Source organism: Streptomyces sp. DF42 (assembly GCF_058267695.1).
This window is the reverse complement of the sequence record NZ_CM177859.1, coordinates 5438029-5454176: the sequence shown is the minus strand read 5'-3', so window position 1 is coordinate 5454176 and position 16148 is coordinate 5438029. Positions and strand designations below refer to the sequence as shown.

The 16148-nt window shown below is 69.0% G+C and carries 14 protein-coding genes; 3 read left to right on the top strand and 11 right to left on the bottom strand.

Going from position 1 to position 16148, the window contains the following annotated elements:
* Window positions 1-27: 27 nt before the first annotated feature.
* Window positions 28-402: a transposase gene (locus ACYUED_RS24930; protein ID WP_491285191.1), complete on the bottom strand. Its 375-nt coding sequence runs from the start codon at window positions 400-402 to the stop codon at window positions 28-30.
* A gap of 67 nt (window positions 403-469) precedes the next feature.
* Between ACYUED_RS24930 and ACYUED_RS24925 the strand changes: the two genes are divergently transcribed.
* The gene (locus tag ACYUED_RS24925) at window positions 470-1264 is read left to right on the top strand and encodes an SPDY domain-containing protein (protein WP_491285189.1); all 795 of its coding nucleotides are present in this window, start codon (window positions 470-472) and stop codon (window positions 1262-1264) included.
* 1183 nt (window positions 1265-2447) lie between these two features.
* On the opposite strand, the gene ACYUED_RS24920 is transcribed toward ACYUED_RS24925, so the two are convergent.
* Window positions 2448-3275 (bottom strand): flavodoxin family protein, encoded by an 828-nt coding sequence (locus ACYUED_RS24920; RefSeq protein ID WP_491285187.1) that lies wholly within the window; start codon window positions 3273-3275, stop codon window positions 2448-2450.
* Between the two features lie 51 nt (window positions 3276-3326).
* Between ACYUED_RS24920 and ACYUED_RS24915 the strand changes: the two genes are divergently transcribed.
* On the top strand, window positions 3327-4220 hold the full coding sequence (locus tag ACYUED_RS24915) for a LysR family transcriptional regulator (protein ID WP_405826565.1): 894 nt from the start codon (window positions 3327-3329) through the stop codon (window positions 4218-4220).
* A gap of 10 nt (window positions 4221-4230) precedes the next feature.
* On the opposite strand, the gene ACYUED_RS24910 is transcribed toward ACYUED_RS24915, so the two are convergent.
* The 5 genes from ACYUED_RS24910 to ACYUED_RS24890 all read right to left on the bottom strand — a co-directional run bounded on the left by ACYUED_RS24910 (window position 4231) and on the right by ACYUED_RS24890 (window position 10395).
* On the bottom strand, window positions 4231-6738 hold the full coding sequence (locus tag ACYUED_RS24910) for a hypothetical protein (RefSeq protein ID WP_491285185.1): 2508 nt from the start codon (window positions 6736-6738) through the stop codon (window positions 4231-4233).
* A 9-nt stretch (window positions 6739-6747) separates the two neighbouring features.
* Complete coding sequence (locus ACYUED_RS24905; protein WP_491285183.1) at window positions 6748-7089, bottom strand: helix-turn-helix domain-containing protein; 342 nt, start codon at window positions 7087-7089, stop codon at window positions 6748-6750.
* Window positions 7090-7098: 9 nt separating this feature from the next.
* A complete protein-coding gene (locus ACYUED_RS24900) occupies window positions 7099-7866 on the bottom strand; it encodes a tyrosine-type recombinase/integrase (protein ID WP_491285181.1) in 768 nt (255 codons plus the stop codon).
* Between the two features lie 51 nt (window positions 7867-7917).
* A complete protein-coding gene (gene ltrA / locus ACYUED_RS24895; RefSeq protein WP_491285179.1) occupies window positions 7918-9411 on the bottom strand; it encodes a group II intron reverse transcriptase/maturase in 1494 nt (497 codons plus the stop codon).
* Between the two features lie 501 nt (window positions 9412-9912).
* Window positions 9913-10395 (bottom strand): hypothetical protein, encoded by a 483-nt coding sequence (locus ACYUED_RS24890; protein WP_491285177.1) that lies wholly within the window; start codon window positions 10393-10395, stop codon window positions 9913-9915.
* 196 nt (window positions 10396-10591) lie between these two features.
* Between ACYUED_RS24890 and ACYUED_RS24885 the strand changes: the two genes are divergently transcribed.
* Complete coding sequence (locus ACYUED_RS24885) at window positions 10592-10846, top strand: hypothetical protein (protein ID WP_491285175.1); 255 nt, start codon at window positions 10592-10594, stop codon at window positions 10844-10846.
* A 255-nt stretch (window positions 10847-11101) separates the two neighbouring features.
* Here ACYUED_RS24885 and ACYUED_RS24880 read toward each other — a convergent pair whose 3' ends face one another.
* The 4 genes from ACYUED_RS24880 to ACYUED_RS24865 form a co-directional block, all read right to left on the bottom strand.
* Window positions 11102-12820, bottom strand: a complete 1719-nt coding sequence (locus tag ACYUED_RS24880) for a relaxase/mobilization nuclease domain-containing protein (RefSeq protein ID WP_491285172.1) — start codon at window positions 12818-12820, stop codon at window positions 11102-11104.
* Window positions 12817-13470, bottom strand: a complete 654-nt coding sequence (gene mobC, locus ACYUED_RS24875; RefSeq protein WP_491294416.1) for a plasmid mobilization relaxosome protein MobC — start codon at window positions 13468-13470, stop codon at window positions 12817-12819. Before mobC ends, ACYUED_RS24880 begins: the two co-directional genes overlap by 4 nt.
* A gap of 187 nt (window positions 13471-13657) precedes the next feature.
* The gene (locus ACYUED_RS24870) at window positions 13658-14467 is read right to left on the bottom strand and encodes a DUF2637 domain-containing protein (protein ID WP_491285170.1); all 810 of its coding nucleotides are present in this window, start codon (window positions 14465-14467) and stop codon (window positions 13658-13660) included.
* Between the two features lie 451 nt (window positions 14468-14918).
* A complete protein-coding gene (locus tag ACYUED_RS24865) occupies window positions 14919-16100 on the bottom strand; it encodes a DUF3631 domain-containing protein (RefSeq protein WP_491285168.1) in 1182 nt (393 codons plus the stop codon).
* Window positions 16101-16148: the final 48 nt, after the last annotated feature.

Here is a 16148-nt window from a genome sequence, read left to right as displayed (position 1 = left end):
TGGCAGGTCTACGAGCTCGTAACACGATCATGAGCAGGTTCTCCTGAGGCGTCGCCAGCAGATGAGGCCGCAGGCCAGGGAGACGAAGGCGTCGTGGAGTTCGGTGCGGCGTTCCCAGCAGACGGCGAGGCGCTTGAAGTGGTGGAGCAGGACGAAGGTCTGCTCCACGACGTAGCGGAGCTTGCCCATGCCCTGAATGTTCGGGGCGCCCTTGCGGGAGATGACGGGCAGGATCCGGCGCTTGCGGAGCTGGTCGCGATTGGGATTGGAGTCGTAGCCCTTGTCGCCGAGCAGTGCCTCGGGACGCTTTCGAGGACGCCCGGGGCGGCCGGCGACGGGCGGGATACCGTCGACCAGGGCGAGGGTCTGGGTGACGTCGTTGACGTTGGCCGCGAGTGGCACAGGTAGAGAAAGTTCGCCGGGGGCAGACAGGAAAGATCCCGCAAGCATTGGTGTGCTGCTGCAAACCATGTCAACGTACAACGCCCCGACGAAATCCTTCCCCCCCGATCCCACGGAGGCGCCCCTGCACCCGCACCACCCCACCGATCCCTCCCGTCCCGACTCGCCGGACCCGGTGTACTGGGTCACCCCGCGCCATCTGGCGGGTGATGACGGGGCCCTCGCCGAACGGATCGGGGACACCATGGCTGGCCTCGGCTGGCGCATGTGGCCTACCTCCCGTCACACCCTGCTGTACGTCAGCCCAGATCAGCTGCGCGGCGCCGAATGGATCCTCGCGGCCTACCCGTTCGAACTGGGCGGTCTCCCGGTTGCCTGGCAGTTGAGCGCCCGCCCGGATGCCACCTCCGTGGTGCCGGCGTGGAACGCGTACTTCACGGCCGGCGTCCCGTACGAGGCGATCACCGATCTCCTTGTGGCGATCGACGCCCGCGAGGCGCCCGACCTCGGCTCCGAGGGGTCGGAGACGGTCCTCAACACCCTGAGTGCCCGAGGCTGGATCCGCGATGTGGACCGCCCCCGCACCACCGCCACGGACCCCGGCTTCTCCTGCAACGTCTCCTTGGAGATGCTGCCGCCGCTCATCCAGGACGCCGACCCGCGCCCCGACCTGGTGGGTTGGCAGGCATGGGCGGAACCCATCGTCAGCGCCCCCTATTTGTGGTGTGCCAGCTTCAGCACCAGCGTCCCCCATGAGCTGGTGGCGGCGTTCGTCGCCTCGCTCGCCTCACCGGTCCCCGTGCCCCGCCGGACCGTCCCTGCGAGCGCCGAAAGGCGGCTCACCGTGGTCCGCCGCAGCTAACGGCGCCCGCCCAGAGAAGCCGCTGTCGTAAGCGGCTCGTCGCCGATCTCCCGAGTGGTAGCAGGTCAGGCGAGGCGCGCCCCCGCGCCTGCCAGATGACAGAGAAGGAGAGAGCCTTGTTCTTGTTCCGACGCGCTCGCGAGGACCGCGCGTTCCGTGAAGCCCAGCGTGCGGGCCACGCGCTGCTCCTGCGGATGCAGGCCACGCAGCCGTGGCCCAACTTCCCCGAGCCGACCTCACAAGCCCCCACCGCAGGAGAAGGGGTTGTGCCCGACTTCCTGCCGCCGGAGCTGCGGGTGCCGTCGCGCCAGGAGGTGGCCGGGGTGATGATGCGCTGGCTGCAGCCGCTCGTCGTCGACGGCGAGGTCCGTACGTGCCCCGGGTGCGGCGCGTACCAGGACTGGATCGTCTTCTGCATGCGGGACGACCGATATGGCTGCGCTGCCGGGCGGGCCACGAGACGAAGGAGCCCGGCCTGGATGCGGTCTGGTTCAACCGCCACTCCGGTCCCGTCGACCAGTTCCACCCCACTCTCGAAGAGGGCCTGCGCCACCTCGGCCATTGACCTCCCGAAACCCCCACTCCCCTTCGCACCGCCGGCGCCCGGAGGGCCGGCCTGGTCAGACCGTCCGCTACGCAGGCCACAACAGGCCAAAAAGGGGTTTCCGATGCGCCTTCACGCCACGACCGTCCTCAGCCTCAGCGCCCTCGCTATCTTGGCCCTGGCGGGCTGTTCCGATGGCAGCGCCGCCGCTTCCGGTCCGATGTCCTCCCCGACCGTCCCGGTGCACCCGGACGGCGAGAGTGCCCCGGCGCTCGCCTCGCTGTCCTCGACCGCGCTGGCCAAACTCCTCTTGGACGAGAGCGACCTCGGCGGGGGCTACACCCGCACGCCACAGCGCCCCGCGGCGCACGACGATGTGGCTGTGGTGGGCTGCCCGGCCATGGAGAAACTCGGCGGCGAAACCGCGACCGGTACAAGCCTCGCCTTCCCCCGCAAGGCGAAGGCGTCCTTCACCTACGCCGGCGGCAGCAACTCCGAGCTGGCCGAGGAGCTGTACAGCGACACCGCGGCGAAGCTGTCCAAGGGCATTGTATTGGTAAGCCCGGCTATCGGAAGGTGCGGAATGGCTCGGTCCGGCGGGTCAGGTGCCGTGCGCTGCGGGCGGGGCGATCTGCGAGGTCAGGCGCTGGTCAGCGCTGCCGGCGCGTCGTCCGTCTCCCTGAGGGAGGCCGACAGGGCGCGGGCCTCGTGTTCGGTCATCCGGGGAGTCTCGTACGGCACGGCGTTGACCCAACGCTGAGTCAGCCGGGCGATCCGCTCGCCGTACCGCTCCGCGGTGATCAGGTCGCCGCGCGATCCGGCCTGCTCCGGCCCCACGTCGGCGTGGCTCTGGCTCATCAGGCCCAGCCATGAGCCCAGCCGGTTCACATCGTCGCGGGTGCCACCGCTCCAGTTGTTGCCCGGCATGTCGCCCACGCCGATCCACTGCATGCCCATCTGCGCGCCGAAGACCGCCAACTGCTCCAGGACCGCCAGTTTGTCGCCGCTCTGCGAGGCGGACATGGTGAACGCTCCGGCGAGCTTGTCCTTCCACGCCTGCGTGATGAACGGCGTGAACGCCGCCTCCATGAACGCCTTGAACACGGCAGACACACTGCCCATCAGCGTCGGGCTGCCGAAGACGATCGCATCGGAGCGCTCCAGCAGCGCCAGCACCTCCGCATCGTGCCAACGGCCCGCAGTGACGTCCTCGGGCCGGATCTCGACGAGATGCACTTGGGCACCCGGCACCAGCCGCGCCCCGTCCGCGAGGTGCTCGGCCAGCACCCGGGTGTGCCCGTGCACCGAGTGGTAGACCACCGTCACCGTGGCCATCAGCGCATCGTGCTCACGGACAACGTCATTGACTGCCATCTGCTCTTCACTACTTCCGGTCGTGGGGAAATCCCTGCTTGCCCACCCATCACACTCGGCGGACGGCACAGCATCAACGCCGAACTTCGGCACGCAGCGATCGGTCACACCGATCGATCGCGTTAGCCTGGTCCCGTGGACAGGATGGAACTGGAAGCATTTGTCGCGGTCGCCGAAGAGCTGCACTTCGGCCGTGCTGCCGTGCGCCTACACAGGGGGCAGCCCACCGTCAGCGACGCCGTCAGGCGCCTTGAGAGCGCCCTGGGCGGGCGGCTGTTCCACCGCACCAGCCGCCGGGTGTCACTGACTGATCTTGGCGTAGCGCTGCTGCCCGACGCCCACGCCACCCTGGCCCAGCTGCGCGGCTTCCAGCAGCGCGGACGCTCCCTGGCCGCCGGCGAGGGAACCCGCACCACTCTCGTCGTCGCTCACGCCGAATACACCGGCCACCAGCTGCTGTTGCGCTGCCTGCCGCAACTGCGGAGCCGTTTCCCCGACGTGACGATCGTGCCGGAGGCCATGCCGACCACAGCCCAGCTCACCGCCCTGCGGGCGGAGACGATCGGCCTTGGCATCGGCTGGGCGACCGGCGACGTCACCGGCGTACGCGCGAGGGTGCTGTCCACCGAGAGGTTCATGGCGCTCGTACCCGCGGCCCACCCCCTCGCCGGGCACGCCGAGTTGACCGCTTCCGAACTGTCAACCACCGACCTGCTCACCTGGCCCCACCAGATCAACAGCGGTCTCTGCGACCGCCTCCTGGACGCCTTCCACATCGGCGGAGCCGACCTGCGCATCATCAGAACCGCCGACAGCGTGCACGCCATCGCCGCTCATGTCGCCGCGGGAACGGGCATCGGTATCACCCTCGAGTCCGCACTCGACCACCAGCCACCCGGCCTGCGCATCATCCCCCTCACCGGCCCTTCGACCACCGCCGACCAGGTCGTCCTCACCTCCACCGAGCCGTCTGACACCGCCACGGCGCTGCGCGACCTGCTGCTGCACGCCTCGGCAGAGCCCTCCACCGATTACTGAGCGGCGTGGGTCAGCGGTGGGCGAGTTCCGCCGCGTAGGCGGCTCCGTAGCCCTGGTTGTCTCTTTGCCACTGGTCTGCGGTGGTCTGGTGGAAGCCGAGCAGGCGGCTGATGACGTAGGCGGGCAATTCCGCGGCGAGCTCCATCAGGGTGGAGCGACGGGCCACTCGGCAGCGGATCCCAAGGGCATTCAGGCGTGCGGCCAGGGAGTAGGGGGTCAGGGGCTGGCCGGGGTAGGCGCCGGGGAAGAGCCACGGGGCTTCGTCGAGTGGGACGGTGACCGCACGGCCTTGGCGGCGGCGAACGAGCCGACGGACGAAGTCGTCGAGGGGCGGCGGCAGGACGACCGGCTCGCTGCCGAGCAGGAGGGTCACCGTGTTGTCCCGGTCGGTGACCTGGTGGGTGGTGAGCTGGGTGATGCGGCTGGTGGGCTGGGCGAACAGCAGCAGGAGGAGGCCGGCGGCGCGGTCGACGAGGTCCAGAGTGTCGTCGTGGATGAGGCGGCGGACCAAGTGCCAGCGGTGATCCTGCGCGAGGATGTCCTGTCCGAAGTCGGAGGTGTAGGCGGGCGCTTCCAGCGGGCGGGTGTGTCCGCGTCGGCTGGTCCAGAGCAGGAAGCTGCGGATAAGCGTCCTGTTGTGAGCGCCCTCGGCCAGCCAGGCATCGAGATGGCCCTGGGTGCACTTGCCCAGCGTGCTGTCCTGTTGGTGCAGCCACTGCACAAAGCGCACCGCATTCTTGATCTCGTGCCGGACTCCGATCGCCTGGCCGTAGGTGACCGGCTTGCTGGCAGATCGTCGGCGCAGACGACGCAACGGTCCCCAAGTGACGTATGTCCGCAGGACCTTCCGCTCGTCGGGAGCCTCGACGCCGAGGAGGATCTTCGACAGCCACTGCTCGAGTTGGGCGAGCTGTTCGTCCCGGGGTGACAGAGCGCCGCCGGCTACCAGGGCGGCGCGCAGGTGCTGCACGGTCACGGTGGACTGGAGGGCATCCAAGGTGTCGTGGGTGATCGGTCCGCTTTGCTCGGCCAAGGTCGTGAGGATTGTGTGGCGGGCAGAGGCGGGACGCATCCACCGCAGCAGGGCGCGGGGCTGAGTTCGCAGCAGCGCGGTGAAGACCGGCTCGATCTCCGGCCGCATCCTGGGGCGGGATCCGGTCAGGACACTGCGCAGGTGCTCGCGGGCCACGCAGGCGATGCACCGGCCGCGCTCGTATGGCTGGTCCACGGTGCCGCACTCGGTGCAGGGCCTGCGGGCTGCGAGGTGTCTGCTCCAGCAGTGGCGGCACAGTGGTTCACCGTCCGACCTGCGGGTGGCGACGCGGCGTGGCTTGCCGCAGCGTGAGCACGGCACCGGCTTCTGTCCGCAGTGTCCGCACAGCGGACGGCCGTCTGGTGTACGGGAGTTGACGCGACGCGCGGCGCCACAGCCGACGCACATCTCGCGCGGCTTCGCCTTCTCCCAACAAGGCTCGCACAGGGGCGCCGGGCTTTTCGCGAAACGGCAGGGTGCCGTGCGGCCGCAGCCCGAGCAGACGGCTGGTGGCAGCTGGCGGCATCTGCCGCATAGGGCCCCGCGCTCCGTTCGTTCCACCATGATCCGCACGGCGCCGCATCGGGCGCACGCTCTGTGGTTGAAAGGGTCGGTGTGGCGGCAGCTCCGGCACAGAGGCGTGCCGTCGTGGGTTCGGCCGCCCACCGGCCGGGATTTGCCACACCGGGCACACGTCTGGGGGCGGGATGCGTGCCAGCATTCGATGCAGCAGCGCATCCCTTCACCGGGCACCTCGAGCCGCACGGTCCGGTGGCAGATCGGGCAGGCGGGGACGGTGACGTCGACGGCTCCGCGATCGACGAGTGCCTGGGCGAGGGCTGCCGTCTTGGGCGGGCCCAGGGCGCCCTTTCCCATCAGCAGGTCGGGCATGTCTTCCAAGGCCCACAGCAGACGGCGCTGGCCACTGCGACGGCGCTCGGCCGAGAGGACCGCGTCACGGATCGCCGAGCGGTCGAGCCCGACGGGCAGGGCCTCGATCAGCGTGACGAGCACCTCCAGCGGGTCCCGCCCGCCGTCGGGTGGATGGTAGCCGCAGCGCGGCCGGCCCTCGCGGTCGCGGCTGGCGAAGTCCTTGATGCCGCAGATGGCACAGGGGTTGGCGTGGTTGTGTCGGCGGCGCTGACAGCGGGTGCAGATCCGCAGCCCATCGCCCAGACAGGTCAAAGGGCGGTCCTTGTGGCAGTCCCCGCATCGCGGTAACTCCAGTCGTTCGGAGCCGTGTTCGCGTAAGGCGCGGATCAGCCGCTCGACGGTCCGGGGCCCTTCGGGCCGGCCGGAGGTCAGTAGAGCGGGATCGGCTTGCAGCACCCGTGCCAGGTCACGGCGTTGTGGCCGTTTGCCGATCGCCGCCACCAGCGCCGCCTCCACCTCGCCCGCGTCGAGTCCGGGCTCGACGCGCCGCACGGTCTCGACGATGACCGCTTCGGGCTCGGTGGCGTACCGCGGAAGTTCCCGACCGTCCATGGCAGTTTTCTACGCGCGTACGATCCGGGCCCGGCGCGGGCGGAAGTCGCCGACCCCGGGATCATCACCGGAAGGCCGACCGTCTCCCCCAGCTGCCGTTTTGCGGCGCCGCCCGGCGACGGGTGCGGGTTCGATCAGTTCGTCCATCGCGCAGCCCAGAATGTCCAGGAGCGCCATCAGCGTCTTCAGGCTGAGGCGTTCGGGTCGTTCCACCACCAGGCGGTAGGTCTGGCTGGGCGACAGGTCGATGCCCCGCTCGGCCAGCAGGGGACGCAGATCGGTGGTGGAGAACATTCCACGGGTGGCCATCACCTCCCGCAGATGCCAGCGGTAATCCAGCTTCGCCGTCACGTCATCTCCCTACTGGCCGCCCGCAAGGGCCCGGTCCAAGACTGTGCGCATCATCGTGTTCATGAAGTCCCCGCTGACCCCCGTGTAGATCGCGGTCGTAGAGGCATGGCGATGGCCCACCTGGCGTTGAACGAATGTCTCGTCCGCGCCGTCCTCAATCTGATGGGTTACATGGCTGTGCCGCAGACAGTGCGGCACCAGGACCTGATCCAGCCCCAGCGCATCACGGTAGTTGGCGAACCGCTCCTCGATCTCCCGGGCCTGCAGCCGGCCTCCCCGCTCGGTCAACCACAGCGCCTGACTCTCCCGCGAAGCCGCATACCGTGGACGCACGTTGGTCACGTAGTCCTCGACCGCCTCGACGGCCCAGGGCATGACGCTCAACACCATGCGCCGACGCGGTGGCGAGCCCTTGGTGCGCTTGCCGTAGCGGACCTGCAGCGAGCCGAACCGGCCCAGTTCCGGCGCCTTCGGACTGCGATAGAAATCGGTGACGTCCAGACGGGAGGTCTCCGTGCACCGCAGCCCCCACCCGTAGATCGCCTTGAACACCGTCGCGTCGCGATACGCCGCCAAGGCCCCCTTGCGGCCCAGCCGGATCGCCCGCTCCACCTGGTCGTCGGCGTGGTCGAGGAAGAGCTGGATCTCCTCACGCGTCATCGGGCGCCGGTTCGCGTCGGCCTCGTAATCGACCAGGTGCGCGGCGGTGGTGAGGTCGGCCCAGGGCGCGGTGTCGGTGTTGCCACCGGCCCGTTTCCCTGGGCCGCCTTCCCGCACCCGACGTGCATGTCTCCATGCATCGGGCGCTCCACATGCCTTGCCCACTGGTCAGCCCGCTGTGGCGAGGGCTGCCGGTCTCAGAGGCCACGGGGCGGGAATCGTGTTGCCGCGATAGCGGTAACGGACCACCGAGACGCTGGATGCGCCGGTGAACACCACCCCGTTGTGGGCGAATCGCCAGCCGCGATCGCAGAAGCGACGGCGCAGCTCGTTCATTCCCAGTCCACGGCGTCCTTGCCTGTACTTATGGCGGATCCATCTCATGATCCGTCCCCAGGCCAGGGAGTCGATCGTGTTGAACGCGCTCTTCGACGCCGCGTGCCGGAAATAGTTCGCCCACCCGCGCAGCAGTCGACCGAGACTGCCGAGCAGCTCGTCCAACTCCATGTGACGGGTCGACCTGAATGTCTTCGCCTTCACCTTGTCCTTGACCGATTGCACGGCCTTCCTGGACGGCATGGTGTAGACGAAGTGCTTCTGCGTTCCCCGCTTCCGCTTCCTACGGATGTGAAAACCGAGAAAATCGAAGCCCTCGTCGATATGGACCACACGGGTCTTCTCCGGCGACAGCCGCAGCCCCATCGGGGCCAGGACAGCCGCCACCTCCTCCCGCAGAGCCTCGGCATGGTGGTGTTCACCAGCCACCATGAGCACGAAGTCGTCCGCGAACCGGACGAGCTTCCACAGCCCCTGGCCGTTGCGTCTGCGCTTGGTGCGCTGCCACTGGCTTCCCATCTCCTGCTGCCACTGCCGGTCGAAATGTTCGTCCAGCACCGACAGAGCGATGTTCGCCAGCAATGGCGAGAGAATCCCGCCTTGAGGGGTGCCCGTCAGCGTCTCCTCCCGATCGCCCGAAGTCGTCATGACCCCGGACTTCAGGAACGCCTTCACCAGAGCACACACCCGCTTGTCGTTGATCCTCACTCGGAGCCGGTCCATCAAGCCCGTATGCGAGATTTCATCGAAACAGGCTTCGATGTCGGCCTCCAGCGTCCATTGGTAGTTCCTCGGTTTGGACGCCCAGTAATGGATCTCGGCAATAGCGTCGTGCGCACGCCGGTTCGGGCGGAACCCATACGAGCACGGCTTGAAATCCGTCTCGAAGATGGGTTCGAGCACCGCTTTCAGGGTCGCCTGGACCACTCGGTCCGCGACGGTGGGGATGCCCAACTTTCTGAGCTTCCCACTGGTCCCCTTCGGGATCATCACCTGCCGCACCTCAACCGGCCGGAACTGGCCCGCCTTCAGTGCCTCGCGGATATGGCCCAGGAAGTCCTCCACCCCGACCCAGGTCTCAATCCGGGCCACGGTGGCCCGGTCGATCCCTGGGGTCCGCGCCCCGGCGTTGGAGGCGACGCGTTCCCACGCGTGGACCAGGAACGCCGGGTCGTAGACGAGGTTGTACAGGTCACTGAAACGGCGGGAGGCATCAGCCCCCGCCCAGTGGTGCAGTTTGGTCTGCATCCTCCGTACCGCGAGTGCCGCCGAATCAGGATCCGGCCACACCACGGCGCCGGTGTTCACCAGCGCTTCTTCGGACATTGCTTTCCCTCCCTGGCTGACTTGCTGCCGCCCTTCCCCAAGTGGCCGGCTTTCCCGGCCTCGGAGTACTACGGCGGCTCCGCCCCGTCCGCGCCTTCGATCGGCATCGCACCTATCCCCACACCCGCCCCTCTGGCTGAGAGGGGTCCGGGGAACGTACGCGGACGGTTCCCACGTTCACTGCTGTCCGGTCGACGAGTTAGGCACCCGGCTCTGCCCCTGCGGTATCGCCGCGACTACGCCGTAGTCCTTCACCGCGGCCTCCTGCCCCAGACTGAAAAGACCCAGGCAAAGAGTTCCTCGCTCGCCTTAGGGAGCGAGTGCGCACCGCCACCCAGCCCATATCCGCCGGATTTGAGCTGGTTCCACGTCAAGAGGCGTAACAACACCGGTTCCTCGCGTATACCTTCTCGTCTCGCTCACCGCGCCCGGCCCATCCGGCAGTGCCGGGCCGACGCGACTTTGTCGAGGCTGCTCCCACCCTCACCGGCGATCCCCGGCTCAGGCTGCCTCCAGCTTCAGCCCGCCGCTACGACGGCGAACCGATGGGGCCTTCCACCTCCATCCGGACAAACAGCGCCTCGTGGCGCACTTCCACTCGTGACAGACCTGCACAGGATGAGTACCGAAACGGTCTTCGCACTCCTGCGGCCACTGGTAGTGCGGCGAGGTGATGTAGTCGCAGAACAGGCGCACCGCCGTCTGATAGCTGCGGATCGTGGACTCGGCTCTCTTCAACTCCGCGATCAGGTACGTCGTCCACTCATCGACATCCCCCGCCGACCAGCACCACGGATAGGCATCGGCGAACGCACCGAAGGCCCGGACCACACGCTGCCGGTCGGAGATCGTCCTGGATTGGAGCCGACGCCCGCCACGCTGCTGGCGCCCCCAGCCCTCCAACATCGCCTCAAACACGGCGTCTTCGGGGTGCAGCAACGCGACGCCGTGAAGCAGAACCAGCCGAGCCGAAGCATCACTCATTCCAGTCCGCACCATGTGCACCCCCGCTATCGAGTGCTCGAATCATGCATCAAATGCAAGTTGTCTCGCAAAGGGACAGGTCAAGGTCTCTTGGGAGCCAGCGAGTTGGAGGGCGCGACGCTGCACGTCACCAGGTCGCGACTCCGGAGATCATGCAGCAAATGCAATTGCCCGGGGTTGGGAGATCTTCGATGCGATGGTCTCCTGCCCCACGTACCAGGTGGTGTCGGGCAACACCGTCGTCACGGTGGGCACGCAGGTGACGCCCGCCCCCGATCTGGGCAACGAGCAGTGGAGCCAGCTGCTCACCTACTCGACCGGTGGGCAGCGCAGCGTCGTCAAGCAGACGGCGATCCGAATCGGCAACGTCCTTGTGCTCGTCTCGGGCGCGCCGGGACTTGTGGACGCCAACCTGGAGAAGGCGCTCGACAAGGCGCAGGCAGCCTTGTGACCTCCCTGTCGGCGTCGTTCGGCGTCGGCGCGCATGACTTTGTCGCCGTGTTCGCCGATTCCCTCAGTTCCAGTGCATCAGTGCTGCGCCTGGTGCTGTCGGAGGGCACATTCGACCGGCTCCTGGACGCTCCAGCAACTCCAGGGCCTCCCACGCAGTGAAGCCGGGCCTCCCAGTTGGGGGAGCCCGGCTTCGTGCTGCGGTGCCTTGTTCTGGCGTCTCCCAACGCGTCACCGCACGCAGCTGAGATCGAGATCAGCGCCGTCGTGCCTGTGACGGCTGCGGGGTTGGAGCGGCTGCTGCCGTGGGCTCTGGAGCGTCTGGGCGCTGTGCTGCGCTGTGGGCCCAGGCTGGGCTGTGGGCTTGTGCTGCGCGGGCTTGTGCGTTGGGTGCCGGCCTTTCGCTGAGGCGCTGTATGCGCCAGGTCAGGACTCGTGCGGGGCGGCGGGCGTCGTTCAGAGCGCGCTGGTCGGCGACCTGCTGGAGGAGCCGTTCCGGGTCGTGTCCGGCTGCTTCTGCCTCGGCGAGAGCGGTGGTGAGAGCCGCGAAAGCGGGGTCTTCGATGATCTGCTCCGCGTGCTCGGGCACGGCCTGGCGTAGGCGGCGGATCTGCCGTTCCACGGCCTGCTGGGGTGGCTGGCGCTGCGCGAGGGCGGCCAGGGGTGCGGCTGCGGTCTGGTCGTGAGCGGCCTGGAGGTGGAGCAGTGTCTGCTGGGCGGCGGCGACCTGCTGGTCGTGGTGGCGGAGCTGGTGCCAGCGGGCAGCGGCAAGGACCACGAGGATCGCCGCGTCCAGGAACATCGCCAGGACGGCGCCGTCCTTGGGGGCGGGCTCGCGGACCATCGCCCGTACAGCGCCGCGCAGGGCGCGGGCGTGGTGGTGTTCGGCCCGGATGCGGGAGCGGGTGGCACGCTCGAACGCGGTCGCCGCATCTCGGAGTTGGGGGCGCAGGGTCTGGGGTGCGAGGAGGGGGAGGGTGTCGAGGGCTTCGCCGAAGGCGGCGAGGTGGGCCTGGGAGGCTTCGTCGTCCGTCTGGTCGAGGTGGTGGGGGATGCGTTCGGCGGCGGCGGTGGCCTGGTGCCAGGGGTTGGGCCTGCGCCGGCCTGGCTTGTCAGCGGACTGTGGGTCGATGCTCTCCAGGCGCTTTTGGATCTTGGGGAAGGAGAGGTCCGGGGCGAGTTCGGAGCCGGAGAACCAGACGGGCTCGTGGTCGGCGGTGGTGGTGTCTTCGCTGGCGACCTTGTAGCCGCGTACGTCCCCCGAAGGAAAGTAGACGACCTCGACGAGCACGCCGTCGATGTGGCTGAGCAGGTGGACGAACTCCCCCACGCTGGAAGCGGCGGCCACGGCGGTGCGCACGGTGGCGCGCAGCCGTTCGCGGGCGGGCTTCTCCTGGCCGGCGCGGCGGGCCTTCTCCTGCTCGGCACGGGTGGTCCGCTTCGCAGCGGTGCGGTCACCGCGGACCACTTGGACCAGGCCGTATTCCTTCTCGATGGCGGCGAGTTCACGGTCGGCGGTGAGGTAGTCGTTCCAGTGCCGTGCGGTGCGCAGGTCCGCGCGGACCTTGGTGGCGGCGATGTGGATGTGGTCGGGAGCGTGGCGGACGGCGACCCAGCGGCAGCCGTCCGAATCGCCTTGCGGTGCTATACCGGTGGCCGCCACAACGCGGCGGGCGATGTCGGCCCACTCCTCGTCGCTGAGGATGCGGTCACTCTCGGCGGCGCGGATCGAGCAGTGCCACACGTGCTGTTCGGGAGCGCGGCCCAGCCGTCGGGCCTGCTTGACGTGCAGGTCCAGGTCGGCCACTAGGAGCTTCCTGGTGGCGTCGAAGTCGTCGGCTCGGCCGGGGTCGGGGGCGAAGCCGTCCCAGGAGGCGACCAGATGGGGGTCGATGTGGTCCTTGGCCTTCTTCGTGTCGAACAGGTAGCGGATCAATCCGGCGGTTTCCTTGCCGCTGCGGATCTTCGCGATCACCGGGCCGCCTTCTTGGCGACGGCCTGGTTCGCGGCTGTGGCGATGTGGCGGACGGTGGCGCCGACCGCGGTCAGGGTGCGTTCGCCCTGGGTCAGGACGGCGGTATCCCCAGGCTGTGGATGGCCGCCGGAGTTGAGCTTCTTGGCGATCTGGTTGATGTTGTGGCCGATCCTCGCGACCTCGCGGCGCAGGGCGGTCAGTTCGTCGATGTAGTCGTCGAGCGGGGTGCGCTGGCCGGGCAGGGCGAGGTCGCCCTGGACGTGGGCCATGACGACGGCGCCGACGTAGTGGGCGCCGGCGATGTTCAGCGACCGCGCCATGGCGAGGATCTCGGTCTTCTCTTCGACGCTGTAGCGGGCGTCGACACGCTCCTTGCGCTGGCCGTTCGGGTCAGGCTTTCGACGTCGGGCGACACGGTGCAGCGCGGCGGCTTCGGCGGCGCGCGGCAGCTGGGCGGCGACGGTGTCGGCGATCTGTTCCTCCTCGGGTGCCCCCTGGCGCCCGAGGTCCTCCGCCACCCCAGGGGCGGAGACTTCCCCGTTGCGGCCGTCCTTGGACGGTCCAGCGGGATACCTTGCTGGCGCACTGGTGGCTGTGGTGGTCGTCATCTCCTGCTGGTGCGACGGGGGTTCGTGGTGCCGGTTGTGCATGAGGTGTTTCTCCATGGGGTGTTGATGGCCAGTCAGTGACCGGTCGACCTCGTCCCATACCTGTCAGGGCGAGGGCGGGTGGAGCGGCGGTGTCGGGTTGACTCGTTGCGGTGCGGTCGCTCGTCCCCGCGGATTTGCGCGGGGACGAGCGATGCGAGTTGCGCCGGAGCGATGGGAGCGCGGGGGCTCAGGGAGCGCCAGCGGGAATCATGTCGAGGTCGTCCTGCCGCTGAGAGGTGGCCTCATCGAGTTCGGCTTGCAGGACGTCCTTGAGCTTTTCCGCGTCGGCCCTGCTGATCGGGAGGCCCTTGCCGCGGATCGTCGCTTCGATGTGGCGGCGCGAGGCACGGTCACCGCGTCCCAGTGGCGCGGTACGGGCAATCGCGAGGTACTCGTCGGACACAGCGCTGGGCTTCTGGTCTTCCGGCTCGGCGGAAGACGGCGGGGTTTCCGCCATAGTGGCGGCGCCCTGCGCCACCTCGGCAGAACCCCGAGCCACGTCGGCCTGACCGTCCGCCACGTCGAGACCGGCTGGCTCCGGGAGACCGTTGTGGCGTTCGGTGGCGTCGGGTGGGTCGGCGACGAGCTGGTGGATCTGCCGCATCAGGACGCCGAAGGCCAGCAGCGCGGCTGTCGGGGGAACCGCAGCGACCACGTAGTCGAGGAGAGGCACGGCGCCGGCGTTGCCCGTGCCGTTGACCCCGGCCACGTTGAGGGCGATGGAACCGATCGATCCGGTGGCGGTGAGGGCGATGGCCCAGCCGTCGGCGACCCGGCGCAGACCCGCGCGGAGCATGAGGAGTTCACCCGCGACGATGAAGGCGTCCAGGGTCGCGGGCCAGGCCCACTGACGGACCGGGGAGTTCTTGAGGCCGTGTTGTCCGGCGACCTCTGCGAGGTGCGCGTACGACAGCCAGAACCCGCCGGCGGTGAGCGCCACGATGACAACGCCCGCTGCGACGAGCGCGTACCGCTCAGCAGCCTGCTTACTCGTCATCGGCCGTCCTTCGCCAGGGCGATGGTCCCGGTGGGTGGGTGTGGAGAGGGTGGTCAAGCGAGGTTCTCCTGGGGTGGTGGCGTGGTCCGTCTTTGCCGTCCCGGCCGTTGCAAGCGCAGGTCAGGGCCGGTACGGCAGGAGGGTCGGTGTTCCGTCCTGACGGCGCCGGCACGTCCTGGGGCACGCACGGGCGGGCGGGTACTGCGGTTCGGTGGCCACGGACGGATCGCATCCGTCTTGCCGTCCCGGCCGCATGCGCGGTGACCTGCGGTGATACGGCGGTGACGTCCGGGACGGCACAAGACGGATGTGGGCAGCGTCCCGGCGGGCAACAACCTCGGTCATGATCGTGTTGCCGTCCTGGCCCCGGTTGCTGTCCTGCCTGCATGCCGTTTGACCTGCGGGATTACGGCAGGGACGGCAAGGACGGCAACCGGGGACTGGGCGGGTCTCAGCCCTCGCTGCGCGCGGGGCCGGTGTCGACCGGGTGGACGGTCGGGCAGTAGCGCCGCCACGCGTCGAGGAACTTGTTGCGCGTGTAGCCCTTGCGCTGGGTGCCGTCGGCGAGGCGGACGTTGCCGGGCCTGATGTCGAAGGCGCGCAGCAGCGAGCCGAGCTCACGCGGGCCCAGCCCCTTGCGACCCCACTCCGCCCACGGGCCTTCCAGGTCCTGGCGCAGGTAGTGCAGGAGTTCGTCCGTGGAGAGGCTGTCGACCTCCCGCTGGGCTACGAAGACCCGACGGATGTCGGCCAGGATCCGCGCAGAGCTGGGGTGGTCCTCCTCGGCCTCCGCTTCGGCCATCACCATCTGCGCGCACGCCGCGCGGGCGAGGCGTGGCCAGGGCCCGGCGGCCAGGTCGGCGACGATCACCAGGGGCTCCCAGGTATCGGCGGCGCGGTCCTCCACCGGCATTACCGGTTCCATGTCAGCGGCCTCGTCCAGCAGCGGCCGCGTCCATGCGGCGATGCGGTCGCGCAGGTCGTGCAGGGCCGGGGTGTCACGGCGGGAGCGGAAGGGCTTGACGCTCTCGCCCTCCGCCCGGCGGCGCATCCGGATCACCACCGACCGGTCCATGATCGTGTCGGGCAGGTCGCCGATCCCGGCCAGGGCGGCCATGGCGAAGGTGGCGAACCGGTGCGGGGTGTGGTCGTTGCCGACAACGCGGGTGACGTACCGGTTGCGCTGGTGGCCTGCGTTGAGCAGACCACGCATCTCCTCGTTCTTCTCCGCCTGCTTCGGCGTGCCGAAAATGGTGTCGGCCTCGTCCACCAGCAGGGTGGGCGGTTCGTCGGTGATGGAGCGGAAGACGGCCGCGGGCGTGGTGTTGATGGTGAGCATCGGCTCGTGGACCGTCTCGGTGAGCACGTCCAGGAGCCGTGACTTGCCGCACCGCTTCGCCGGCCCGACCACCGCCAGGCGCGGGGCGTGCTGCCACGCGGGCTGCAGGTGCGTCGCCGCCACCCACAGCGTGACCGCGTCCAGCGCCCGCTGGGACGGCAGGATCACGAACTGGGCTACCTGGGAACGCAGTTCGTCCAGCAGCTCGGAGCCGTACGTCGGCTCCGCGTCCGGCACCGCCTCCTCGGCGGGCTGATTTACCGCAACCGTATCCGGCGCCCCGCCGTCGGCCATACCGCTTTGCCGGGTGCGGAATAGGGCTCGGGTGTCGTAGGTTGCACA